At 67.1% G+C, this 23,793-nt stretch carries 24 protein-coding genes; 15 read left to right on the forward strand and 9 right to left on the reverse strand.

Annotation, left to right across the window (positions count from 1 at the left end):
- Positions 1–12 precede the first annotated feature (12 nt).
- The 4 genes from phnC to BMX57_RS09435 are packed head-to-tail and all read left to right on the forward strand — an operon-like array spanning position 13 to position 3,339.
- Positions 13–807, forward strand: coding sequence for a phosphonate ABC transporter ATP-binding protein (phnC, locus tag BMX57_RS09420; protein ID WP_092365670.1), 795 nt, complete (start codon positions 13–15; stop codon positions 805–807).
- Positions 804–1,619, forward strand: a complete 816-nt coding sequence (gene phnE / locus BMX57_RS09425; RefSeq protein WP_092365673.1) for a phosphonate ABC transporter, permease protein PhnE — start codon at positions 804–806, stop codon at positions 1,617–1,619. The genes phnC and phnE (BMX57_RS09425) overlap by 4 nt, the downstream gene beginning before the upstream one ends.
- Positions 1,619–2,434, forward strand: coding sequence for a phosphonate ABC transporter, permease protein PhnE (phnE, locus tag BMX57_RS09430; protein ID WP_092365676.1), 816 nt, complete (start codon positions 1,619–1,621; stop codon positions 2,432–2,434). The genes phnE (BMX57_RS09425) and phnE (BMX57_RS09430) overlap by 1 nt, the downstream gene beginning before the upstream one ends.
- A complete protein-coding gene (locus tag BMX57_RS09435; RefSeq protein ID WP_229724231.1) occupies positions 2,431–3,339 on the forward strand; it encodes an HAD-IIA family hydrolase in 909 nt (302 codons plus the stop codon). Before phnE (BMX57_RS09430) ends, BMX57_RS09435 begins: the two co-directional genes overlap by 4 nt.
- 10 nt (positions 3,340–3,349) lie before the next feature.
- Here the strand turns inward: BMX57_RS09435 and iolG are convergent, their stop codons facing one another.
- From iolG to iolD, 5 genes are read right to left on the reverse strand one after another with little or no spacing between them, the layout of a single operon-like run.
- Complete coding sequence (gene iolG / locus BMX57_RS09440; RefSeq protein WP_092365682.1) at positions 3,350–4,339, reverse strand: inositol 2-dehydrogenase; 990 nt, start codon at positions 4,337–4,339, stop codon at positions 3,350–3,352.
- Between the two features lie 10 nt (positions 4,340–4,349).
- Positions 4,350–5,180, reverse strand: coding sequence for a class II fructose-bisphosphate aldolase (locus BMX57_RS09445; protein ID WP_092365685.1), 831 nt, complete (start codon positions 5,178–5,180; stop codon positions 4,350–4,352).
- The gene (locus tag BMX57_RS09450; protein ID WP_092365688.1) at positions 5,177–6,019 is read right to left on the reverse strand and encodes a 5-deoxy-glucuronate isomerase; all 843 of its coding nucleotides are present in this window, start codon (positions 6,017–6,019) and stop codon (positions 5,177–5,179) included. Before BMX57_RS09450 ends, BMX57_RS09445 begins: the two co-directional genes overlap by 4 nt.
- Before the next feature lie 3 nt (positions 6,020–6,022).
- Complete coding sequence (gene iolC, locus BMX57_RS09455) at positions 6,023–7,003, reverse strand: 5-dehydro-2-deoxygluconokinase (protein ID WP_092365691.1); 981 nt, start codon at positions 7,001–7,003, stop codon at positions 6,023–6,025.
- Positions 7,003–8,868, reverse strand: a complete 1,866-nt coding sequence (gene iolD / locus BMX57_RS09460; RefSeq protein WP_092365694.1) for a 3D-(3,5/4)-trihydroxycyclohexane-1,2-dione acylhydrolase (decyclizing) — start codon at positions 8,866–8,868, stop codon at positions 7,003–7,005. The genes iolC and iolD overlap by 1 nt, the downstream gene beginning before the upstream one ends.
- 119 nt (positions 8,869–8,987) lie before the next feature.
- On the opposite strand from iolD, the gene BMX57_RS09465 reads away from it, so the two are divergent.
- From BMX57_RS09465 to BMX57_RS09475, 3 genes are read left to right on the forward strand one after another with little or no spacing between them, the layout of a single operon-like run.
- Complete coding sequence (locus BMX57_RS09465) at positions 8,988–10,091, forward strand: Gfo/Idh/MocA family protein (protein ID WP_092366465.1); 1,104 nt, start codon at positions 8,988–8,990, stop codon at positions 10,089–10,091.
- 13 nt (positions 10,092–10,104) lie between these two features.
- Positions 10,105–11,001, forward strand: a complete 897-nt coding sequence (locus BMX57_RS09470; protein ID WP_092365697.1) for a sugar phosphate isomerase/epimerase family protein — start codon at positions 10,105–10,107, stop codon at positions 10,999–11,001.
- 14 nt (positions 11,002–11,015) lie between these two features.
- Positions 11,016–12,149, forward strand: a complete 1,134-nt coding sequence (locus tag BMX57_RS09475) for a Gfo/Idh/MocA family protein (RefSeq protein ID WP_092365700.1) — start codon at positions 11,016–11,018, stop codon at positions 12,147–12,149.
- 7 nt (positions 12,150–12,156) lie between these two features.
- On the opposite strand, the gene BMX57_RS09480 is transcribed toward BMX57_RS09475, so the two are convergent.
- Positions 12,157–13,152 carry a LacI family DNA-binding transcriptional regulator gene (locus BMX57_RS09480; protein ID WP_092365703.1) on the reverse strand — a complete coding sequence of 332 codons (996 nt, stop codon included), beginning with the start codon at positions 13,150–13,152 and terminating at the stop codon, positions 12,157–12,159.
- 165 nt (positions 13,153–13,317) lie between these two features.
- Between BMX57_RS09480 and BMX57_RS09485 the strand changes: the two genes are divergently transcribed.
- The 5 genes from BMX57_RS09485 (at position 13,318) to BMX57_RS09505 (ending at position 18,225) form a co-directional block, all read left to right on the forward strand.
- Positions 13,318–14,256 (forward strand): sugar ABC transporter substrate-binding protein, encoded by a 939-nt coding sequence (locus BMX57_RS09485; protein WP_092365706.1) that lies wholly within the window; start codon positions 13,318–13,320, stop codon positions 14,254–14,256.
- A 76-nt stretch (positions 14,257–14,332) separates the two neighbouring features.
- The gene (locus BMX57_RS09490; RefSeq protein WP_092365709.1) at positions 14,333–15,457 is read left to right on the forward strand and encodes an ABC transporter permease; all 1,125 of its coding nucleotides are present in this window, start codon (positions 14,333–14,335) and stop codon (positions 15,455–15,457) included.
- 1 nt (position 15,458) lies between these two features.
- On the forward strand, positions 15,459–16,253 hold the full coding sequence (locus tag BMX57_RS09495) for an ATP-binding cassette domain-containing protein (RefSeq protein ID WP_092365712.1): 795 nt from the start codon (positions 15,459–15,461) through the stop codon (positions 16,251–16,253).
- The gene (gene iolB, locus BMX57_RS09500) at positions 16,250–17,059 is read left to right on the forward strand and encodes a 5-deoxy-glucuronate isomerase (protein ID WP_092365715.1); all 810 of its coding nucleotides are present in this window, start codon (positions 16,250–16,252) and stop codon (positions 17,057–17,059) included. Before BMX57_RS09495 ends, iolB begins: the two co-directional genes overlap by 4 nt.
- The gene (locus tag BMX57_RS09505; protein ID WP_092365718.1) at positions 17,056–18,225 is read left to right on the forward strand and encodes a phytanoyl-CoA dioxygenase family protein; all 1,170 of its coding nucleotides are present in this window, start codon (positions 17,056–17,058) and stop codon (positions 18,223–18,225) included. Before iolB ends, BMX57_RS09505 begins: the two co-directional genes overlap by 4 nt.
- A gap of 7 nt (positions 18,226–18,232) precedes the next feature.
- On the opposite strand, the gene BMX57_RS09510 is transcribed toward BMX57_RS09505, so the two are convergent.
- The gene (locus tag BMX57_RS09510; protein ID WP_092365721.1) at positions 18,233–19,279 is read right to left on the reverse strand and encodes an aromatic ring-hydroxylating dioxygenase subunit alpha; all 1,047 of its coding nucleotides are present in this window, start codon (positions 19,277–19,279) and stop codon (positions 18,233–18,235) included.
- 91 nt (positions 19,280–19,370) lie between these two features.
- Positions 19,371–20,333: a LysR substrate-binding domain-containing protein gene (locus tag BMX57_RS09515; RefSeq protein WP_229724230.1), complete on the reverse strand. Its 963-nt coding sequence runs from the start codon at positions 20,331–20,333 to the stop codon at positions 19,371–19,373.
- Positions 20,334–20,419: 86 nt separating this feature from the next.
- Between BMX57_RS09515 and BMX57_RS09520 the strand changes: the two genes are divergently transcribed.
- The 3 genes from BMX57_RS09520 (at position 20,420) to BMX57_RS09530 (ending at position 22,911) form a co-directional block, all read left to right on the forward strand.
- Positions 20,420–21,508 (forward strand): hypothetical protein, encoded by a 1,089-nt coding sequence (locus BMX57_RS09520; RefSeq protein ID WP_092365724.1) that lies wholly within the window; start codon positions 20,420–20,422, stop codon positions 21,506–21,508.
- A 141-nt stretch (positions 21,509–21,649) separates the two neighbouring features.
- Positions 21,650–22,594: a fatty acid desaturase family protein gene (locus tag BMX57_RS09525; protein WP_092365727.1), complete on the forward strand. Its 945-nt coding sequence runs from the start codon at positions 21,650–21,652 to the stop codon at positions 22,592–22,594.
- Positions 22,591–22,911, forward strand: a complete 321-nt coding sequence (locus BMX57_RS09530; protein ID WP_092365730.1) for a non-heme iron oxygenase ferredoxin subunit — start codon at positions 22,591–22,593, stop codon at positions 22,909–22,911. Before BMX57_RS09525 ends, BMX57_RS09530 begins: the two co-directional genes overlap by 4 nt.
- Before the next feature lie 7 nt (positions 22,912–22,918).
- Here BMX57_RS09530 and BMX57_RS09535 read toward each other — a convergent pair whose 3' ends face one another.
- The gene (locus BMX57_RS09535; RefSeq protein ID WP_092365733.1) at positions 22,919–23,785 is read right to left on the reverse strand and encodes an amino acid ABC transporter permease; all 867 of its coding nucleotides are present in this window, start codon (positions 23,783–23,785) and stop codon (positions 22,919–22,921) included.
- Positions 23,786–23,793 lie beyond the last annotated feature (8 nt).

A 23,793-nucleotide genomic window follows, 5' to 3' on the forward strand; every position in this document is an offset into this window, starting at 1 on the left:
CAGGGAGGCCACATGCTGCGTCTGAACAAGCTGACCAAGACCTACAAGACCGGCGATCAGGCCCTCAAGGCCATCGACCTGGAGATACCCGAAGGCCAGGTCATGGCCCTGATCGGCCCGTCGGGCGCGGGCAAGTCCACCATGATCCGCTGCATCAACCGCCTGGTGGAGCCGACCGAGGGCGAGGTCTGGCTGGCCGGGACCGAACTGACCCATCTGGGCGCCTCGGCCCTGCGCCAGGCGCGGCGCGAGATGGGCATGATCTTTCAGGAATACGCGCTGGTCGAGCGGCTGACGGTGATGGAGAACGTGCTGTCGGGACGGCTGGGCTATGTCGGCTTCTGGCGCAGCTTCCTGCGCCGCTACCCGCAATCCGACGTGGACGAGGCGTTCCGCCTGCTCGACCGGGTCGGCCTGCTGCACATGGCCGACAAGCGCGCCGACGAGCTGTCCGGCGGCCAGCGCCAGCGTGTCGGCATCGCCCGGGCGCTGATCCAGAACCCCAAGCTGCTCTTGGTGGACGAACCCACCGCGTCGCTCGACCCCAAGACAAGCCGGCAGATCATGCGCCTGATCTGCGAGCTGTGCCGCGAACGCGGATTGGCCGCGATCATCAACATCCACGACGTGGCGCTGGCGCAGATGTTCGTGCAGCGCGTCGTCGGGCTGCGCTTCGGCGCGATCGAATTCGACGGCGCCCCGGACAACCTTACGCCGGACGTTCTGACCACGATCTACGGTGAAGAGGACTGGGAGGCCACGATCGAGAAGGTCGAGGGCGAGGAAGACATCGAGGCCGCGGAATGAGCCATCGCGAACTGGACGACATGCTGGGCAAGGGCTGGCGCAAGCCGCCGATGGTGACCAGCCCGCTGCTGCGCTGGGGCCTGATCCTGGGCGGCGTGGCCTACCTTATCGCGGCCGTGCTGACCATCGAGGTGGACTGGAGCCGCGTCTACGAGGGGCTGGACCGGGGCTGGCAGTTCATCCTGTCCTTTACCCGGCCCGATTTCGTGACCCGCGCCGGCGACATCTGGGAGGGGCTGCTGGAAAGCATCGTGATGACGGTGGCGGCCTCGGTCGTGGGCATTCTGATCTCGATTCCCATCGGGCTGGGTGCTGCGCGCAACATCGCGCCGATGCCGGTCTACCTGATCTGCCGCGGCATCGTCGCGGTCAGCCGCGCGCTGCAGGAGATCATCGTGGCGATCCTGCTGGTGGCGATCTTCGGCTTCGGGCCGCTGGCGGGGTTCCTGACGCTCAGCTTCGCCACCATCGGCTTCCTGTCCAAGCTGCTGGCCGAGGACATCGAGTCGATGGACCGGGTGCAGGCCGAGGCGATCCGCGCCTCGGGCGCGCGCTGGATGCAGTGGATCAACTACGGGGTGCAGCCGCAGGTGATGCCGCGGCTGGTCGGGCTCAGCATGTATCGTATCGACATCAACTTCCGCGAAAGCGCCATCCTGGGCCTGGTCGGTGCGGGCGGCATCGGCGCGACGCTGAACACCGCCTTCGACCGGTATGAATACGACACCGCCGCAGCGATCCTGATCCTGATCATCGGCATCGTGATGGCGCTGGAATACCTGTCGGGCATCGTCAGGGCGAAGGTGCAATAATGCCGGTTTCCGAGAACAGCGGCGTCAAGGTCTGGCACCGGCGCACAAGGCAGGAGTCGCTGGTCCGCTGGTTCGGCTGGCTGCTCGGCGTGGCGGTGTTCGTGGTCTGCTGGCAGCGCATTTCCGAGGCGACGACCTGGTTCTTCGTCTGGGATGCCCCGCGCATCGCCGGCGACATCTGGACCCGCGCGACCCCGCCCCGCTGGGAATACATCGCGCAGCTGGGCCGGCCGATCTGGGACACGCTGAACATCGCCACGCTGGGCACGATCATCGCGCTGTGCATGGCGGTGCCCGTGGCCTTCCTGGCGGCCAGCAACACCACGCCCTCGCGGTATTTCATCCGTCCCGTGGCGCTGCTCATCATCGTGTCGACCCGGTCGATCAATTCTCTGATCTGGGCGCTGCTGCTGATCGCCATCATCGGACCCGGCGTCTTTGCCGGGGTGATCGCCATCGCCATCCGCTCGATCGGGTTCTGCGCCAAGCTGCTCTACGAGGCGATCGAGGAGATCGACCGGGCCCAGGTCGAGGCGATCACCGCCACGGGCGCCTCGCGCTGGCAAGTCATGTCCTACGGGATCGTGCCGCAGATCATGCCGGCCTTTGCCGGTATCGCGGTGTTCCGCTGGGACATCAACATCCGCGAATCCACCGTTCTGGGCCTGGTCGGCGCCGGCGGCATCGGTCTGCAGCTGTCGTCGTCGCTGAACGTGCTGGCCTGGCCGCAGGTCAGCCTGATCCTGCTGGTGATCCTGGTTGCGGTGCTGATCAGCGAATGGGTCTCGGCCAAGGTGCGCGGGGCGATCATTTGACCGCCCTGACGGTCGAGACGGCCTTCGACGCCTACGAGGCCGTTCGCGACCGCCTGCCCCTAGCGGCCGCCACCGACCGGGTTCTGCGGCGCGCCGCGTGCCTGGACGACATCGCCGATGACTATGACGCGCTCCTGCTGGATGCGTTCGGTGTGCTCAACATCGGCGAGACGGCGATTCCGGGCGTCGCCGCGCGGATTGCCGGGCTCAGGGCGCGGGGCAAACAGGTGCTGGTGGTGTCAAACGCGGCCAGCGCCTCTCATGCGGCACTGGTCGAGAAATACGCGCGCATGGGCTATGACTTCGCGCCCGAGCAGGTCATCACCAGCCGCACCGCGCTGCTGTCGGCGATGGACGGGCAGCGCGGTCTGCATTGGGGGCTGATGTCCAACCGTGACAGCGGCCTGCGGGATCTCGAGGCATTGCACCTGACCTATCTCGAGGACGATCCCGCGCCCTATGCCGAGGTCGCGGGCTTCCTGCTGGTGGGCAGCGCGGGCTGGACCGAGAACCGCCAGACCCTACTGGAACAGGCGCTTCTGCACGCGCCGCGGCCGGTCCTGGTCGGCAATCCCGACATTGTCGCCCCGCGCGAGGCCGGTTTCTCGTCCGAGCCGGGCCTTTTCGCGCACCGGCTGGCGGATCGCACCGGCATCGTGCCCGCGTTTTTCGGCAAGCCTTTCGCCCGCATTTTCGACCTGGCCCTGGCGCGGCTGGACCCGCTGCCGCCGAAATCGCGGATCCTGATGGTGGGCGACAGCCTGCATACCGACATCCTGGGCGCGCAGGCCGCCGGTATCGACTCGGCGCTGGTGGCCGGCTACGGCTTCTTCGACGGGGCCGACGTGGACGCGGCCATCGCGCGCGCCGGCATCGTGCCCGACTACGTGCTGGACCGGCCCTGACCCCCGGGGATCAGTCCAGCCGCACCGGCTGCCCCCGCTCCAGCGAGACCGCGGCGGCATCGGCCAGCCGCTGCGCCGCCACACCGTCACGGATGCCCGGTTCGGGCGGGCGCCCCTCCTGCACCGCGGCGACGAAAGCGGACATCTCCGCCAGATAGGCGGCCTCGTAGCGTTCCAGGAAGAAATGCATGTTGGGCGCCCGGGCGAACCCGTCGCTGCCGGCCTGGGTGACCAGGTGTTCGGGCTGATTTGCCGCACTCAGCATGCCATTGGATCCATGCACCTCGATGCGCTGGTCATAGCCATAGCTCGCCCGCCGCGAATTGTTGATCTGGCACAGCTTGCCCGAGGCCGTGCGCAAGGTGACCGCCGCAGTGTCGATGTCGCCGGCCGCGCCGATCCCGGCATCGACCAGGCAGGATCCGGCGGCGAAGATCTCGACCGGCTCTTCGCCCAGCAGGAACCGCGCCATGTCGAAATCGTGGATCGTCATGTCCCGAAACAGCCCGCCGGACTGCCGGATATAGGACAGCGGCGGCGGCGCCGGGTCGCGCGAGGTGATCACGACCAGCTCGGTCTCTCCGATCGCGCCTGCGGCCAGCCGGACCTGGAGATGCGCGAAATGCGGGTCGAAGCGCCGGTTGAACGCGGTCAGGAAGGGTACGCCCGCCGCCTCGACCGCCGCCTGGCATTCTGCCGCCCGCTCCGAGGACAGGTCGATGGGCTTCTCGCAGAAGATTGCCTTGCCCGCGGCGGCCAGCGCGTGGATCTGGTCGAAATGCAGGGTGGTGGGCGTCGCCACGATCACCGCATCGATATCCGACGCGCCGATGATCGCCTCCGCATCGCGGATCTCCGCCCCGCTCTCGGCCGCCAGCGCCTGCGCGGCCTCGGGCACCGCATCGGCGACGGCCAGCAGCCGCGCGTCTTTCAGCCGCGCCAGGCTGCGCGCATGCACCTGGCCGATCCGGCCACATCCCAACAGTCCGATTGACAGCATGATCCTCTCCCTAAGCCGGTCCCAGCGCGCGCAGCACACCGCGTGCCGCGTCACGTATCGGCGCCTCGCAGCGGCCCAGCAGCGCCACGCGGTCGAACCCGTCGGGATCGTCCGCCAGCGCCGCGCGCAGGGCCGAGCCGAATTCCATCCGCAGCTCGGTGCCGATGTTGAACTTGCAGATCCGCGAGCCCCGCGCCAGCCGGGTCCGCTGCGCCACCGGCACGCCCGAGCCTCCGTGGATCACCAGCGGCACATCGGTCACGGCCTCGATGGCGCGGATCCGCTCCTCGTCCAGCCCGCCCTGGCGGTCGCGTTGCAGATGGACATTGCCCACCGACACCGCCATCGCGTCAATCCCGCTTTCGCGGGCAAAGCGGGCGGCCTCCTCGGGATCGGTCCCGGTCGAGGCCTCGCCCGCATCATAGCCGACGAATCCGATCTCGCCCTCGCAGGAGATGCCGGCGGCATGTGCCATTTCGGCGATGCGGGCGGTTTCGTCGATATTCTGTGCCAGCGGCTTGCGCGATCCGTCGAACATCAGCGAGGTGAAACCGCTGTCCAGCGCCACGCGGCAGTCCTCTTCCGTGTAGCCGTGATCGAGATGGGCCACGACCGGCACCGAGACGCTTTCGGCCAGGTGGCGGAAAATGGCGCCCAGAACCGGCAGCGGCGTGTGCTTCCGGCAGGACGGACCGGCCTGCAGGATCACCGGCAGGCCCTCGGCCTCGGCGGCCTCGACATAGGCCCGCATGTCCTCCCAGCCCAGGCAGACCAGCCCGCCCACCGCATAGCCGCCGGCCAGCGCGGGCTGCAGCACTTCTTTCAGGTTGGCCAGGGTCATTTGAACTTGGCCACCATGTCCATGATGCCGGGAATTGTGTGCAGCTGTTCGGCATGGGTGGGCTGGAAATACTGCTTGAGGCTGCGCTGGCTCAGCCCGCCGAGGATGGTGAAATAGTACATCTCGTATCCCGGCAGCACGCAGCAGGGGTGATAGCCCTTGTCGATGCACACGGTCGAACCGTCGACGATGTGATAGGCATCGCCGGGCTCGTTGTCCTCGCGCTGGAGCATCTGCAGGCCCGAGCCGTAATTCGGCCGGAAGCGGAAATTGTAGGTCTCGTCATGCCGGGTCTCGTCCGGCAGGCGGTCGGTGTCGTGCTTGTGGCTGGGAAAGCCGGACCAGCCGCCCTGCCCCACGGTATAGAGCTCGCTGACCAGCAGGCGCCCCACCCTGTCATGCTGCTGCTGGCCCAGAATATGCTTGATCTTGCGGTGGGTCTTGGTCTCGTCCGAGCCGTATTGCACCAGGTCGATCTCGTCGGCGCGCACGGCGAAGGGCTCCAGCACGCCGTCGAACCGGGCGCCGGCGACAAAGACCTCGGCCGCGTCCGAGCGGCAGGTGATACGCGCCTCGGCGCCGCTCGGCACATAGACGCCCTCGGGCTCTCCGTCCCAGACATCGACGCCACGCCCGCCGAGATCCTCGACCACGAGGCCGGGCGCCTCGACATCGACCAGACCGGTGGCCGGCACGATGCAGGTCTCGTAGCCTGGAACCGAGTAGCTGTGGCTTTCCCCCCGGCTCAGCTTGACGATGTTGAAATAATTCAGCGGCACAAGCGCGTCACCGGCGTCGACGATGGGCGCGTTGCGGTTGTCGAATGGCGGGATATGCATCGCTCAGACCTCCGTGGGGTGCGGGTGCTTGGCCAGGAACTGCGCAAGCGTGTCGGGATCGGGCATGGCCGGCGCGCAGCCGGGGCGCGAGACGACGATGGCGGCGCAGGCCGAACCCTGCAGGATCGCCCGGCGCAGCGGCAGCCCCGCCGCCAGCCCGGCCAGCAGACCGGCCATGAAACTGTCGCCGGCGCCGTTGGGCTTGATCGCCTCGACCGGATAGATCCCGGTGCGGATCTCCTCGCCGCCGGCAAAGGTGATCGCGCCGCGCTCGCCCATCTTGTAGATCACCAGCGCGCCGGCCGCGGCCAGCGACTGCGCCTTGTCCAGTCCCTTTGCCATGTCGCCGGCCATGAAGCCGAACTCCTCGTCATTGCCGACGATCATGTCGCTGGCCTGCCCGGCGCGGGACAGGACCTCGGCGGCGACTTCCGGCGAGGGCCAGGAATAGGGGCGATAGTCGATGTCGAACACCACCGGCAGCCCGGCCGCGCGCGCCCTGTCGAAGGCGTGGAAATGGGCGCTGCGCGAGGGTTCGGCGGCAAACACGGTTCCAGTCGTCACCAGCGCGCCGAAATCCGGCAGGGCGACCCGGTCGATATCCGCCTCGGTCACCTGGAAATCCGCCGCGTTGTTGCGATAAATCACGTTCTGGAAATCCTCGATGCGGCTTTCGTAGACCGCCAGCGAGGTGCGGAACTCGCCCCGAACCGCACGCACATGCGCCGTGTCGACGCCGTAGCGGCGCAGCTGGTTGACGCAGAACCGCCCCACCGCGTCATCCGACACGCTGGTGACAAGCGCGGCCTGCGCGCCCAGCTTGCACAGCCCGGCCGCGATATTGGCCGAGGATCCGCCTAGCCCGGAATGGAACACATCGGCCTCCTCGCTCTTCATTCCGGGCGGGTCGGCGAACAGGTCCATGCCGGCGCGGCCCAGGACCGCAAACCGGTTGCGGGCAATGCCCTCCAGAAGCGGCCGCATCACACGCCCTTCCTCTGACGCGCGCGGTCGCCCTCGATCTCGCGGTGCTTCTCGCGCACGGTTTCATGGGCGGACACCTCGGGGGTTCCGACCTCCCACCAGGCGTGGCCCTGCGCGGTCCAGCCCTCATAGGCATCCACGTCCATCACGATCACCGAGGTCTTGTCCGAGGCCTTGGCCGCCTTGAACGCCTCCGCCAGTTCGTCGGCATTGGCCGCGCACACCGCATCCGCGCCCATGGCGGCGGCATGGCTGACGAAATCCACCGCAAAGGGTTCGGGGATGGTCGGCGCGTCGCTGAACAGGTTGTTGAAGCTCTCGTTTCCGGTGTTGTTCTGCAGCTTGTTGATGACCGCGAAACCGCCATTGTCCAGAACCAGAACGATCAGCTTTTTCCCCGTCAGAACAGACGAGTAGATGTCGGAATTCATCAAAAGGTAGGAGCCGTCCCCGACGAAGACGATGGTGTCGGCCTCGGGCTCGGCCTCGGATTGCGCGATCCGCGCGCCCCAGCCGCCGGCGATCTCGTAGCCCATGCAGGAAAAGCCGAATTCGACATCCACGGTGCCGATATCCAGGGTCCGCCAATTGGCCGTCACCTCGGCCGGCAGCCCTCCGGCGGCGGTCACCACCCGGTCGCGCGGGTCGCACAGCGCGTTGACCACCCCGATGGCTTGCGCATAGGAGTTCGGGCGGTTGCCGGGGCGGATGTTCTCGGCCACGTAGGCGGCCCATTTCTTGCGCTCATCCCGGGCAAAGCCGACCCAGTCGCCGGGGGCGCGGTAGCCCGCCATCGCAGCCCCCAGCGCCTGAAGGCCCAGCCTGGCATCGCCCACCACCGGCAGCGACATGTGCTTGCCCGCATCGTGCCGCGCGGCGTTGAGCGATATGATCCGCGCATCCTTGGCAAAGGCCGTCCACGAGCCGGTGGTGAAGTCCTGCAGCCGCGAGCCCACCGACAGGATCACGTCGGCCGCCTCGGCCACGGCATTGGCGCTGTCGGATCCGGTCACGCCCACCGGACCGATATTCAGCGGGTGCGAATCGAGCAGGTTGGCCCGGCCGGCGATGGTCTCGATCACTGGAATGTCATGCGCCTCGGCAAAGCCGGTCAGTTCGGCAACCGCGCGCGAATACTGCACCCCGCCCCCGGCGATGATGACCGGGCGTTTCGCACCCTTGAGCAGCGCCGCGGCCTCGGCCACCTCGCCCGTATCCGGGGCCTGGCGGCGGATGCGATGGGTCCGCTCGGCAAAGAGCGCCGTGGGATAGTCATAGGCCCAGCCCTGCACGTCCTGCGGAAGCGCCAGGAAGGCCGGCCCGCAATCGGCTGGATCCAGCATCGTGGCCAGCGCCGCAGGCAGCGACTGGATCACCTGCGCGGGATGGGTGATCCGGTCCCAATACCGGCTCACCGCCCGGAACGCATCGTTCAGGCCCAGCGCGGGATTGCCGAAATGCTCGATCTGCTGCAGGACCGGGTCCGGCAGTCGGGTCAGGAACGTGTCTCCGCACAGCATCAACATCGGCAGACGGTTGGTATGGGCAAGCGCCGCGGCGGTCAGCAGGTTGGCCGTGCCCGGCCCCGCCGAGGCGGTGCAGAACATGAACCGCTGCCGCAGGTGATACTTGGCATAGGCGGCGGCGGCGAATCCCATGCTCTGCTCGTTCTGGCCACGATAGAGCGGCAGCGTCTCGCGGTGATCGTAGAGCGCCTCGCCCAGGCAGGTCACGTTGCCATGCCCGAAGATGCCGAAGCCGCCACCGCACAGGCGCTGGCGCGTGCCGTCGATCTCGATGAATTGCGCGTTCAGATACCGGATGATCGCCTGTGCCGTGGTCAGACGGATCGTTTCGCTGCTCATCGCTTGCCTCCCTCGCTTGTCCGTTTCCGGCCCGAACGCCGACACGGCGCTTGACCCGGGGATCGGTTTAAAGATACCCGTGTTGCAACCGGTTGCAACGCGAATTTTCGGAAGGCGGCATGAGCGGTATCGGAATAGGCCTGATCGGCGGCGGTTACATGGGCAAGGCGCATGCGGTCGCGCATGCCGCCGTGGCCTCTGTCTTCGGCACGGCACTGCGCCCCCGGCTGGAGATGATCGCCGCCACCTCGCCCGAATCGGCGGAACGCCATCGCGCCGCCCTGGGCTTTGCCCGCGCCGCACGCGACTGGCACGAGCTGGTCGAGGATCCGGGCGTCGAGGCGGTCATTATCGCATCGCCGCCGGACACCCACCTTGAGATCACCCGCGCCGCCTGCGCGCTGGGCAAGCCTGTCTTCTGCGAGAAACCGCTGGGCGCGTCACTGGCGGATGGCGAGGCGATGGTCGCGGACGCCGAAAGCGCCGGCATCGTCAACATGATCGGCTTCAACTACATCCGCACTCCGGCCTCGCAATTCGCGCGCCAGCTGGTCGCCGGCGGCGAAATCGGCGACATCACCTGGTTCCGCGGAGAGCATACCGAGGATTTCTTCGCCGATCCGCACGGGCCGGCCAGCTGGCGCAGCCAGGGGGCGGCCAACGGCACGATGGGCGACCTGGCGCCGCACATGATCAACGCCGCACTGGCGCTGATCGGCCCGATCGCCTCGGTCATGGCCGAGATCGAGACGGTGCATGCCACCCGCGGCGGCGCGCCGGTCACCAATGACGACCAGGCGCAGATGATGTGCCGCTTCGGCAACGGCGCGATGGGCCATCTGTTCTTCAGCCGCGTCGCGACCGGCCGCAAGATGGGCTATGCCTACGAGATCACCGGCACCAGGGGCGCGATCCGCTTCGACCAGGAGGATCAGAACGCGCTCTGGCTCTACCGCGCCAACGATCCCGAGGCCGAGCGCGGGTTCCGCAAGATCCTGACCGGGCCGGCGCATCCCGACTACCTGCCCTTCTGTCAAGGGCCGGGCCACGGCACCGGCTATCAGGACCAGATCATCATCGAGGCCCGCGATTTCCTTGCGGCGATTTCCGAAGGGCGGTCGCGCTGGCCCACTTTCCGCGACGGCCTGGCGGTCTCGCGCGTGGCCGAGGCCGCGCGCCGGTCGCATGCGCAGGGCCGCTGGCAAGACGTTCACCCTGCATGAAGGAGATCCGCGCGTGAGCATCAGAATCGGCAATGCCCCCTGTTCCTGGGGCGTGGAATTCGCAGGCGACCCGCGCAATCCGGACTGGCGCCGGGTCCTGCGCGAGGCGGCCGAAGCCGGCTATGACGGCATCGAGCTGGGTCCGGTCGGCTTCATGCCCGAGGACCCGCCGCAAGTGGCCGAGGCGCTGGCCGAGCACGAGCTGGAGCTGATCGGCGGCGTGGTGTTCCGCGCCTTTCACGAACCGACGCAGTGGGACGACGTGCTGGACGGCGCGACACGCACCTGCAAGGCGCTGGCCGCGCATGGGGCGCGGCATCTCGTGTTGATCGATTCGATCTCGCCGCGCCGGGCGCCCACCGCCGGGCGGGCCGATGCCGCGGAACAGATGGCCGCGGCCGAATGGGCCGCCTTTCGCGACCGCATCGCCCATGTCGCCCGGATGGGGGCCGAGGAATACGGGCTGACCGTCGGGATCCACGCCCATGCCGCCGGCTTCATGGATTTCGAGCCCGAGCTTGAACGGCTGCTGGACGAGGTCGACGCGGACATTCTCAAGATCTGTTTCGACACCGGCCACCATTCCTATGCCGGGTTCGATCCCGTGGCCTTCATGCGTCGCCACATGGATCGCATAAGCTATATGCATTTCAAGGATATAGACCCGCAAGTGAAAGCGGATGTGATCGCAAACGGCACCGGCTTCTACGAGGCCTGCGGACAGGGCATCTTCTGCAACCTCGGCGAAGGCGACGTGGATTTCCCGCAGGTGCGGCAGATCCTGCTGGAGGCCGGTTTCGACGGCTGGTGCACGGTCGAGCAGGATTGTGACCCGACCCTGCCCGACACCGATCCGCTGGGTGATGCCAGGGCCAACCGCGCCTATCTGCGATCCATCGGGTTCACGTGACGGAGGGCAAGGCGATGACCAGACTGAACTGGGGCATGATCGGCGGCGGCGATGGCAGCCAGATCGGCCCGGCGCACCGGATGGGCGCGCAGGCTGATGGCAATTTCTCCTTTGTTGCCGGAGCGTTGGATGCCGATGCTGATCGCGGCAAGAGCTATGCCCAATCGCTTGGCATCGCGCCCGACCGCGCCTATGGCAACTGGCGCGACATGCTGGAGGGCGAGCGCGAGCACCCCGACCGCGTCGATCTGGTGACGGTCGCCACACCGAACAGCACGCATTTCGAGATCACCCGCGCCTTTCTTGAGGCCGGGTTCAACGTGCTGTGCGAAAAGCCGATGACGATGACCGTCGAAGAGGGCGAGGAGATCGTGCGCCTCGCCCGCGAGGCCGGCCGGATCTGCGCGGTCAACTATTGCTACAGCGCCTATCCGATGGTCCGCCAGATGAAGGCGATGGTCGCCGCCGGCGAATTGGGCGCGATCCGCTGCGTCGTCGCCAATTTCAGCCACGGGCACCACGCGGCCGGCGACGATGCCGACAACCCGCGGGTGCGCTGGCGCTATGACCCGGCGCAGGCCGGGGTGTCCGGGCAGATGGCCGATTGCGGGATTCACGCGCTGCACATGGCCTCGTTCATCCTGGGCGACGAGTTGCGCAGCCTGTCGGCGGATTTTGCCTCGACCGTGCCGGGCCGGGTTCTGGAAGACGATGCAATGGTGAATTTCCGCACCGAGAAGGGCACCGTCGGGCGGCTCTGGACCTCCACCATCGCGCTGGGGCGCCAGCACGGGCTGGACATCCAGGTCTTCGGCGAAACCGGCGGCCTGCGCTGGGCCTCGGAGCAGCCCAACCAGATCCACTATCACCGGCTGGGCGGACGGGTGGAGATCATCGAAAAGGGCGAGGCCGGGCTGCATGGCGATGCCGCGCGGCTGTCGCGGGTGCCCATTGCCCATCCCGAGGGCTTTCCGTTGGCCGTGGCCAATATCTATGTGGACCTGGCCGCCCGCATCCGCGGCGAGGTCGCCGGCGCCCTGCCCGGCGCCGAGGACGGGCTGCGCTCGATGGCGGCGGTGTACGCGGCGGTGGACTCGGCGCGTCGGGACGGCGCCTGGGTCGATGCCCGCCCGCCGATGTTCCGCTGAGCGGGGATCACAGCGGGCGCAGCGTGCCCCGCTCGACGATCTGGCAGGAAAAGAGCCGCGCCTCGGGGTAACGCTCGGGATCTTCCAGCATCGCCATGACCAGCTCGATCGAGCTGTCGATGATCTGGCGGATGGGCTGGCGGATCGTGGTCAGGTTGATGTTCTCCCAGCGCGCCATTTCCATGTCGTTCAGGCCGATCACGCCCACGTCTTCCGGCACGCGCAGCCCGTGATCGGCAATCGCGCTGAGGGCGCCGATCGACAGGACGTCGTCGCCGCAGAAATACGCCTCGGCCGGCGGCGCGTCGAGCAGGCTCAGCATTTCGGCACGGCCGGCATCGAAGGAATAGGCGGTGGCATAGCTTTCGCTGGCCTGCAATCCGGGCGTGGCGCGGGCCACTTCGAAGAACCCCTTGCGCCGGTCGATGGTCGAGGTCGCCTCGCGCGGGCCGCCCAGGAAGGCGATACGGCGATAGCCCCGCGCGATCAGCGTGCGCGCCGCGATCCGTCCGCACTCCACGTTGTCGATGCCGACGACATGCACATGCGGCGCGCTGGCGAAGCGGCCGAAGGAATGCACCACGGGGATCCGGGCATCGCGGAACGCCAGCGAGAACTCCGGCGACAGGGTCGAGGAGGCCACGATCACGCCATCGACCGAGTATTGCCGCAGCAGCCGCAGCGAGTTGGACGGCTCGGTCTCGTCGGTCAGGTTGACCAGCAGCGGCCGCAGGCCCCGGTCCTGCAGGCTGCGGGTGAACAGGTCGAACACCTCCAGAAACAGCGGGTTGTGAAAGTTGTTGGAGATGAGCCCGATCAGCTTGGTCCGCCCGGTGGTCAGCGACGAGGCCAGCGCGTTGGGGCTGTAGCCCAGCTCGGCCGCCGCCTTCTCGACCTTGCGCCGCGTCTTGACCGAGACCGACGCGCCCTGGGTGAAGGTGCGCGACACCGCCGAGCGGGAAACCCCGGCGCGTTCCGCAACCTCTTTCAATGTCACCGGCATGGTGAAGTTCCTGTTTTTCCCGTCACGTTAGGGCGGGACGGCGAAAAAGTGAATTCGGTTTTTGCAACCGGTTGCATTTTTCTGCCCTTTGTGCTTCCCTTCCCCACGCGAGGCGGGCGAACCGTCCCGATCACGACACGAAATCGACCTGTCTGGGAGGACCTTATGAAAACCATACTCAAATCGCTCGCGCTCGGCGCGGCGGTGTTCGCGGCGCCGGTCACGGCCACCGCGCAGGACCTGAACTATGTTCTGGTCAGCCACGCGCCCGACAGCGACAGCTGGTGGAACACGATCAAGAACGGCATCGCCCTGGCCGGCGAGCAGATGGACGTCTCGGTGGAATACCGCAATCCGCCGACCGGCGACCTGGCCGACATGGCCCGCATCATCGAGCAGGCCGCCGCCGCCGGGCCCGACGGCATCATCACCACCCTTTCGGATTACGATGTCCTCTCGGGCCCGATCCGCGCGGCCGTGGACAGCGGCATCGACGTGATCATCATGAATTCGGGCACCCCCGAGCAGGCGCGCGAAGTGGGCGCGTTGATGTATGTGGGCCAGCCGGAATACGATGCCGGCTATGCGGCCGGGCTGCGCGCCAAGGATGACGGCGTGGGATCGTTCCTGTGCGTGAACCACTATATCTCGTCGCCCTCCTCGACCGAGCGCTGCCAGGGCTTTGCCGACGGGCTGGGTGTCGATCTGGCCAACCAGATGATCGATTCCGGCCAGGACCCGGCCGAAATCAAGAACAAGGTGCAGGCCTATCTCTCGGCCAATCCCGACACCGACGCGGTCCTGACGCTGGGGCCGACCTCGGCCGATCCGACCCTGCTGGCGCTGGAAGATAACGGCATGGCCGGCGAGATCTATTTCGGCACTTTCGACCTGGGCGAGAACATCGTGCAGGGCATCAAGGACGGCGTGATCGCCTGGGGCATCGACCAGCAGCCGTTCCTGCAGGCCTATCTGCCGGTGGTGGTGCTGGCCAACTACCACCGCTACGGCGTGCTGCCGGGCAACAACATCAACTCGGGTCCGGGTTTCGTCACCGCTGACGGGCTGACCCTGGTCGAGAAATACGCCGGCGAATACCGCTGAGCCGCACTTGTCCGGCCCGTTCGCGGGCCGGGCATCACGTCCTGATTTCCCAAGAGCCCGATACAGGAATGAGGTCATGAGCCAGAGCGCACAGCCCACCCCCGCCACCGATGAACGCATCAAGGACATCTCGCGCCTGAGACAGTCGCTGATCCGCCCCGAACTGGGCGGGATCTGCGGAACCGTCCTTGTCTTCACGTTCTTCCTGCTCACCGCGCTGGACAGCGGCATGTTCAACAGCCAGGGCGTCCTCAACTGGTCCACCGTTTCGGCCCAGTTCATGATCATCGCGGTGGGCGCCTGCCTGCTGATGATCGCGGGCGAATTCGACCTGTCGGTCGGCTCGATGATCGGGTTCGCCGGGATGATGATCGCGATCTTCTCGGTGACGCTGGGATGGCCCGTGTGGATGGCCATTCTCATCACCTTCACGCTCTGCACGGCGCTGGGCGCGCTCAACGGGTTCATCGTGATCCGCACCGGCCTGCCCAGCTTCATCGTGACGCTGGCCTTCCTGTTCATCCTGCGCGGCTTCACCATCTATTTTCCGCAGACGCTGGAGCGCAAGACAATCATCGGCGGCATCTCGGACGCGGCCCAGGGCGACTGGCTTGCGCCGGTCTTCGGCGGCAAGATTCTGGGATGGCTGTTCCAGTGGCTTGGCGAGGCCGGGCTGATCGCCACGTTCGAACGCGGCACCCGCGCCGGCCAACCGGTGGTGGACGGCATCCCGATGCTGATCGTCTGGGCCATCGCGCTGGTGTTCTTCGGCCATGTGCTGCTGACCCGTACCCGGTTCGGCAACTGGATCTTCGCCTCGGGCGGCGACGCCGAGGCGGCGCGCAACTCGGGCGTGCCGGTCAACCGGGTGAAGATCCTGATGTTCATGTTCACCGCCTTCTGCGCCACTGTCTTCGCCACCTGCCAGGTGATGGAATTCGGATCCGCCGGCGCCGACCGCGGTCTGCTCAAGGAGTTCGAGGCCATCATCGCGGTGGTCATCGGCGGCGCGCTGCTGACCGGCGGCTACGGCTCGGTGATCGGTGCGGCGCTCGGCGCGCTGATCTTCGGCGTGGTCCAGCAGGGCCTGTTCTTTGCCGGTGTCGAAAGCTCGTTGTTCCGGGTCTTTCTGGGCGTCATCCTGCTGGGGGCGGTCATCCTGAACACCTATATCCGCCGCATGATCACGGGAGAACGTTGAGATGAACACGCGCAGCGAGCACGCCCCGATCATCCAGATGAAGGACATCGAAAAGCATTTCGGCGCGGTGATCGCGCTGGCCGGTGTCTCGATCGACATCTTTCCCGGCGAATGCCATTGCCTGCTGGGCGACAACGGCGCCGGGAAGTCCACCTTCATCAAGACCATGTCCGGCGTCCACAAGCCGACCAAGGGCGAAATCATCTTCGACGGCAAGCCGATGCATTTCGACGACCCGCGCGACGCGATGGATGCCGGAATCGCCACCGTCCACCAGCATCTGGCGATGATCCCGCTGATGTCGGTCAGCCGCAACTTCTTCATGGGCAACGAGCCCGTGAAGAAGATCGCCGGCATCAATTTCTTCGACCGCGAGAAGGCCGACCGCATCACCATGGAGGAGATGCGCAAGATGGGCATCAACCTGCGCGGGCCGGATCAGGCCGTAGGCACCCTCTCGGGCGGCGAGCGGCAGACCGTCGCCATATCGCGCGCAGTGCATTTCGGCGCCAAGGTGCTGATCCTGGACGAGCCGACCTCGGCCCTGGGCGTGCGGCAGACCTCGAACGTGCTGGCCACGATCGACAAGGTGCGCAAGCAGGGCGTGGCGGTGGTGTTCATCACCCACAACGTGCGCCACGCGCTTGCCGTGGGCGACCGGTTCACCGTGCTCAACCGCGGCAAGACCCTGGGCACCGCCCAGCGCGGCCAGATCACCCCCGACGAGTTGCAGGACATGATGGCCGGCGGGCAGGAGCTGGCGCAGCTGGACGATGCCCTGGGCGGAACCGTATGAGCGAGCTTCTGGTCAAGCCCGGCGGCACCTCGGGCAAGGTGCATGACATCACGCCCGAGAGTGCCGGTTGGGGCTATGTGGGCTTCGGCCTCTACCACCTGGCACCGGGCGAGACTGCGGCCGAGGCAACGGCGGAGCGCGAGGCGATCCTGGTTCTGGTCGAGGGCAAGGCCCGGATCACTGCCGCCGGAGAGGCCTTCGGCGAGATGGGGGCGCGGATGTCGGTGTTCGAAAAGACCGCGCCGCATTGCCTCTATGTGCCGGGACAGGCGGACTGGACAGCCACGGCCACCACCGATTGCACCCTGGCCGTCTGCACAGCGCCGGCGCGTGGCGTCCACCCGGCCCGCCACCTCGGCCCCGAGGGCATCCAGCTGACCCCGCGCGGCACCGGGCAGAACCTGCGCCATATCAACAATATCGCGATGGAGGACCGTGACGTCGCCGGCAGCCTGCTGGTGACCGAGGTGTTCACACCGCCGGGCAACTGGTCCTCCTATCCCAGCCACCGCCATGACGAGGACGACTTTCCTCGGATGACCTACCTGGAGGAGACCTATTACCACCGGCTGAACCCGGCGCAGGGCTTCGGCATTCAGCGGGTCTATACCGAGGACGGGGCGCTGGACGAGACGATGGCGGTTCAGGACGGCGATGTCGTGCTGGTGCCACGCGGACACCACCCGTGCGGCGCGCCTTATGGCTATGAGATGTATTATCTCAACGTGATGGCCGGGCCATTGCGGAAATGGCGGTTCCAGAACGATCCCGCCCACAGCTGGATCGCCGAGCGCGACGCGCGATGACCCGGCGGCCGGCCTACTATTCGCAGGCGGATTGCGACCCGCTGAAATTCGCCGATCTGGTGCAGCGCAGCCTGTCACGCGAGGACGCGCCAAACGCCTCGGCCCTGCGGGCCAACATCCCCGTCTACGACATGACCGGGCTGCGCGACGTGCTGGACGTGCCGGCCCGCAGGCGGGATCTGATGGCGGAATGGGCGCGGGTGCTGAAGGACGGCCCGGGGGTCCTGGTGCTGGCCGCGGCCTATGCCGACACCGCAGCGCTGGACGCGGCCACCGAGGTTTATGATCGCCTCATCGACGAGGCCCGGCGCAGCGATGCCCCGGGCGCCGACCATTTCGCCGCCGCCGGCAGCAACGACCGGATCTGGAATTCGCTGCAAAAGCTGTGCCTCGCCGCGCCCGAGGTGTTCCTGGGTTATTTCGCCAACCCCGCCATCGACGCGGTCTGCGAGGCGTGGCTCGGCCCGAACTACCAGATGACGGCGCAGATCAACCTGGTGCATCCCGGCGGACAGGCACAGCAGGCGCATCGCGACTATCACCTGGGGTTCCAGACCGCCGAGGTCAGCGCCACCTACCCCGCCCATGTGCACGACCTGTCACCGCTGATGACCCTGCAGGGCGGCATTGCCCATTGCAACATGCCCGTCAAAAGCGGGCCGACCAAGCTGCTGCCCTTCTCGCAGCTCTACCGCCCGGGATATGCCGCCTGGCGGCGCGAGGATTTCCGCGACCTCTTCGAACGCCACCACGTGCAACTGCCCCTGGACAAGGGTGACGCCCTGTTTTTCAACCCGGCGCTGTTTCACGCCGCCGGGGCCAACAGCAGCGCCGACATCCACCGCATGGTCAACCTGTTGCAGGTCTCCTCGGCCTTCGGTCGCGCGATGGAGGCTGTGGACCGCACGGCCATGTGCGCGGCGGTGTTCGCCCCGCTGCAGCGCGCCTGGGACCGGGGCGAGTTGAGCGAGCCCGAACTCGACGCCGCAATCGCGGCCACGGCCGAGGGCTATTCCTTTCCCACCAATCTCGACACCGACCCGCCGACCGACGGGCTGGCGCCGCAGACGCAGCAGGCCCTGTTGAAGGCGGCGGTAACCGAGGGCTGGGGCAGCGACAGGTTCCGCGCCGCATTGACCACGCAGGACGCGCGCCGGCGCGCGTGATCCGCGTTCAGGCCGGTTCGGTGGCCGGGGCGCCCTGCCCCTCGGCGGCGATGGCGCGCTCCAGCATCAGGCGGAACTGCTTGGCGCCGGCATCCAGGCCCAGGTCGATATGGGGCGTGGCCGGGGTCTTCATGCCCTTGTGAACCTTCTCCAGCACTGCTCGGTCCTCTTCGAAGGCCATGCGCGCGCCCTTGTTCATGACTTCCGACACCTCGCGGTTCTCCGGGTCGGTGTTGCGGTGCTGGAACCAGAAATAGCGCGTCCGGTCCGCGTCGATGGGCGTCATGAAGTTGTAGGAGATGTTCACATAGGTCTCGGGCACCTGCGGCCGGTCATAGCCGCCGGTGCCGACCGGCGTGTAGACCGACATGTTGAGCGCGATGGCGGGCAGGCACATCTCGTAATGCTGGAGCCGGTCGCAATTGCCCGGGAAGGGCAGCAGGTTCGCGTAGTAGGGCGACGGCGGCTGGTCGAAGATCCAGCGCGAGACGATCACACCGCGATCCGTGCGTTTCAGGTCGAGCGGCTGGTCGTCCGTGCCGGCGCCGGCGAATGAGGTGACATGCACCCAGGCGACATGGCTGGGATCCAGCAGGTTGTCGCAGACCCACAGGTAGTTGCAGTCGATGTCCAGCACGCCGCCATCGGTCAGGCCCCAGTCGGGATTGTCGAAATTCTCGATGGGAAAGATCAGGTCGGGATCGGCCCGCGCCGGGTCTCCCATCCAGATCCACAACAGGCGATAGCGGTCGACCACGGGATAGGATTTCACCACCGCCCGGCGCGGGACCGAGCCGGGCTGGGTCGGCGCGGCGACGCAGGCGCCGGTGCAATCGAAGGTCAGCCCGTGATAGCCGCATTCGACGGTGTCGCCCTTCAGGTTGCCCTGGGACAGGGGCAGCTTGCGATGGGGGCAGGCATCCTCCAGCGCGACCGGCGCGCCGTCCTCGCGGCGGTAGATCACGATCTCCTCGCCCAGGAAGGTCTCGGCCTTCAGGCTGCGGTCGAAATCGCGGCTCCAACCGGCCACGTACCAACAGTTTCTCAGAAACATCCGGTCATCCCCTGCGGTTCTTCCCGGCGGAGTATGCGGCAGATCCGGCCCGCCGGCTATCGCGGAATCGTAATGATGGGCATTAGGCGGACTAATCGCCCCCGTGCCCGACACCGGCCAGGTCCGGCTGCGCGGCAACCTCGGCGCGCAGCCAGTCCAGAAAGACCGCAACCTTGCCGGACCGCCGCATTTCCGGCCCGCAGACCAACCAGTAGGACAGCGGCGACGGCGCGATCCCGTCGAGAGGCCGCACAAGCCGCCCATCGTGCAGCGCGTCGATCACCAGCGGCTCGCGCCCAAGCGCCACACCGACCCCCTCGATCGCCGCCTGCACGACCATGTTGGTCTGGCCGAACCGCCGCGTGCGCCGCGCCGGCGGAAGCGTCACGCCGCAGGTCCGCGCCCAGAAGTCCCAGGTCGGGCTGGCCGCGCCGAAATCCAGCGTCTCATCCTCGAGCCGTGTGTGTAGTGCAAGATCGCCCAGGGCCCGCAATGGCGGCTGCCCGGACACCAGCGCTGGCGCGCAGACCGGAAACAACCGCTCGCCCATCAGCCGCTCGACCTCCAGCCCGGGATAGTCCCCGAGACCGTAGCGGATGCCCACGTCGGCCTCGGCCCCGCCGGACGGCTTGCGCCCGTTGTCGGTGACGATCGAGATCGCCATGTCGGGATGTGCCAGGTCGAAGCGCATCAGGCGCGGGAACAGCCAGATGAAGGCGAACCCGGGCAGGCAGCTTATCACCAGTGTCTTGTCGGTGCGGCCGCGGTCCCGCAGATCGGCACAGACATCTGAAATCCGCCCCAGCCCCTCGGCAATGGCGCGGGCCAGCCGTGCCCCATCGGGCGTCGGCACCGAGGCCCTTGCGCCGCGCACCAGCAGATCCTGGCCCAGCCATTCCTCCAGCGCCTTGACGTGCTGGCTCACCGCGCTCTGGCTCACGCCCAGCTCGTCGGCGGCGGCCGAGAAGCCGGATTGGCGCACCACCGCCTCGAACGCCCGCAGCGCGGAATATGGCAGGTTCAGGATCACATAAGCCAGCCTAATGACAAGCATTACGGTTTTCAAATGGATCGCACCGCGCCTGGCGCGGTAGCCTGAGCGCGCGGGCTCTGGGGAACCCGTCTCGGCCGGAGCATGGGATGCACACGATTTCGCCAAGACACGGCGCCAGGAACCTGTTGCTCAACTGCGCGGGCGCGCAGAAGGGCGAACATCTTCTGATCGCCTACGAGCCGCCGGAATTCGGCTATTTCGATCCCGGCGCCGCCGAATGCGTCGCCAGCGAGGCCAAGGCGCTGGGGCTGAGCGTGACCCTGCGCGACGTCGGATTCTCGCCTGACCGCCCGCATCTGGACGACCGCCTGCGTGGCGAGATGGATGCCGCCGACATCGTGATCTTCCTTGCCCGGCTGGGCGATCAGCTGCGGTTCCGCGACATGCCGCCCGACAAGCGCATCATCGTCAGCTTCGCGCTCAACCCGGAACTGTTCGGCTCGGGCTTCGCCAAGGCGCACCATGCCGGCCTGGAGGATATCAAGGACCGGATCAACATGGCGCTGGCCACGGCCCGCCATGTCCGCCTGACCTGCCCCGCCGGCACGGAGGTGTCGGGCCGCCCCGAGATGGACCTGGATCCGTCGGGGGACACCACCGTCACCCGCTTTCCGCTGTCGATCCACACGCCGGTGCCCGCGCACAGTTTCTCCGGCCGGGTCGCCCTGCCCGGCTTCCTGACCGGCACCGGCTCGCGCTACTATGAAAACTACACGGTCGAGTTCGACGGCCCGGTCGCGGCCTTGATGCGAGAGGGGCGGCTCACCGGCTTCGAAGGGTCCGAGGCGGACGTGGCCCGGGCAAACGCGCATTATGATCGCGTCTCGCACCTGTTCGACATTGACCGCGACGCGGTGCATTCCTGGCATGCCGGCATCCATCCCGGCTGCGGTTTTCCCTGGCCGATGCGCGGGAATTACGAACGCTGGGGCGGTGCCGCCTTCGGCAATCCGCGCATCCTGCATTTCCACACCTGCGGCACCTACGCGCCGGGCGAGATCTCGTGGAACGTCATCGACCCGACGATCGAGATCGACGGTGTCGAGGTCTGGCGCGACGGCGCCTTCCATCTCGACCGGTTGCCCGGCGGGCAGGACATCCTGGACGGCTATCCCGGTATCGCCGCGCTGTTCGAGGCGCCCGACCGGCGGATCGGGCTGGGCCCGCCCTCTTGATGAGAAACGTCGGGATGCGCTAGTCTGTGTCCAATGGGGCCGAATTCGTCGACGGCCTCATGGTGCGGAGCACTCCCGTCTCCGGCGCCGGCCAAGCAGGGACAAACGCAGCCCCGCGCCGGCAAGACACAAGAGACCTTCATGACCAAGACCGTTGTCACGCCCCTGACCCAGGCACTGGCCGAGGGAAAGCTGTCGCGCGCCGAGCTGCGCGCGCTGATGGCCCGCTCGGACAGGCCGGCCTTACGCCGGCTGGCGCTCTGGCTGCTGGTGCTGGCGGGCACAACGACCCTGATCGCGCTCAGCTGGAACAGCTGGCTGATCTGGCCGGCGATGTTCCTGCATGGCATCGTCCTGGTGCACCATTTCTCGCTGCAGCATGAATGCGTGCATTACACCGTGTTCCGCACCCGCTGGCTGAACGATCTGGTGGGCCAGATCTGCGGGCTGATCATCATCCTGCCGCACCGGTTCTTCCGCTACGAGCATTGCGACCACCACACCTATACCCAGCTGACCGGCGAGGATCCCGAGATGATCGGGATGCCGGCATCGCTGGCCGACTACCTGTGGTATCTGTCGGCCATCCCCTATTGGAGGACCAAGCTGACCGAACTTCTGCGCCATGCCGCCGGACGCCTCAGCCCCGCAGAGCAGCGGTTCATCCCGAAGGTGGAACATGATGCCGTGCGCCGCGATGCGCGGGTGATGCTGTCGATCTATGCCGCGCTCTTCCTGGGCATGGCCGCGACCGGGTGGTGGGGCCTGCTGTGGTTCTGGCTGGTCCCGCTGGCGCTGGGCGAGCCGGTGATGCGCGCCATCCGCATGACCGAGCATGTGGGCCGCCCCACCGTCGCGCAGATGCACGAGAACACCCGCACCAGCCTGGTGTCCTGGCCCTGGCGGTTCCTGTGCTGGAACATGAACTACCATGCCGAGCACCATTATGTCGCCTCGGTGCCCTTCCACGCCCTGCCCCGGCTGCACGAACGGCTCAAGGATCACATCCACGTGGAACCCGGCGGATACCTGGGCGCGCATCGCGACATCCTGCGGCAGCTTTTCGACCGCAGGGACACCGCATGAGCGCAACGGCGCGTCCCTGGCGGGATCTGGTCGCAGTGGCCGAGCTTGAGCGCGGCTGGGTCACGCGGGTCGATCTGGGCGCACGGTCGCTGGCGGTCTACGACACGCCCACGGGGATCCATGTCTCGCTGGCGCTGTGCAACCACGGCGGCGCGGACCTGTGCGACGGGTTTTTCGATGGCCATGTCATCGAATGCCCCCTGCATCAGGGCGCCTTCGACGTGCGCGACGGCCGGCCCGTCAGCGCCCCGGCCACGCGGCCGATGAAGCTGTTCGAAACCCGCGTCCGCGACGGCATGGTGCAGATCCGCGCGTGACGAGAGGTCAGCGCCGCTTGCGCTCCAGCCGCGCGAACAGCCGCGACAGGCTGAAACAGACCACGAAATAGAAGGCTGCCGTGGTGATCCAGGCCTCGAAGATCATCCGGCTGGAGGCGACCAGCTCCACCGTCTTGTAGGTCAGTTCCTGCACCGAGATCAGCGAGATGATCGAGCTGTCCTTGATCAGCGAGATGAACTGGTTGGCCAGCGGCGGCACCACCTTTTTCATCGCCTGCGGCAGCACGATATAGCGCATCTCCTGCCACCGGCTCATGCCGATCGACCGCGCCGCCTCGCGCTGGCCGCGCGGGATCGACTGGATGCCGGCGCGCACGATTTCGCCCACGAAGGCGCTTTCGAACAGCGCCAGCACGATCACCCCCGAGACGAGCGAGGGAAAGCGGCGCATCTCGCCGAATAAGAATTCCCAGACGCCGTTGTTCTCGGCCCGCGCGATGCCCCGCGCCCAGCGGTCGAGGTTCAGCGCGTCGATCAACTGCTGCGACAGGAAGAAGAAGAAGATGAACACCACCACCACGGGCGGCACGTTGCGCAGGCATTCCAGGTAGGTGCGCGCCAGCATCCGCACCGTCAGGTTGGTCGAGCACCGGGCGATGCCCAGTACAGTGCCGAAGATCAGCGCCAGGATGCTGGCATAGATGCTGATCCGGATGGTGGCGGCCAGACCCTGCAGCAGGATGTTGGCGAAATACTCCTCGCGCCCCGAATGCCAGCCGACGATGTAGCTGGGGATCAGCTCCCACCGCCACTTGTAGTTCAGCGTGCCCTCGATCGTGTACCAGACATAGCCGAAGAACCCGGCCAGAACCGCCAGGATCAGATAGTCGGGCCAGCGCAGTTTCTTGAGCACGTCACCTC

Origin of the sequence: Cribrihabitans marinus, assembly GCF_900109035.1 — a bacterium.
Lineage (GTDB): Bacteria > Pseudomonadota > Alphaproteobacteria > Rhodobacterales > Rhodobacteraceae > Cribrihabitans > Cribrihabitans marinus.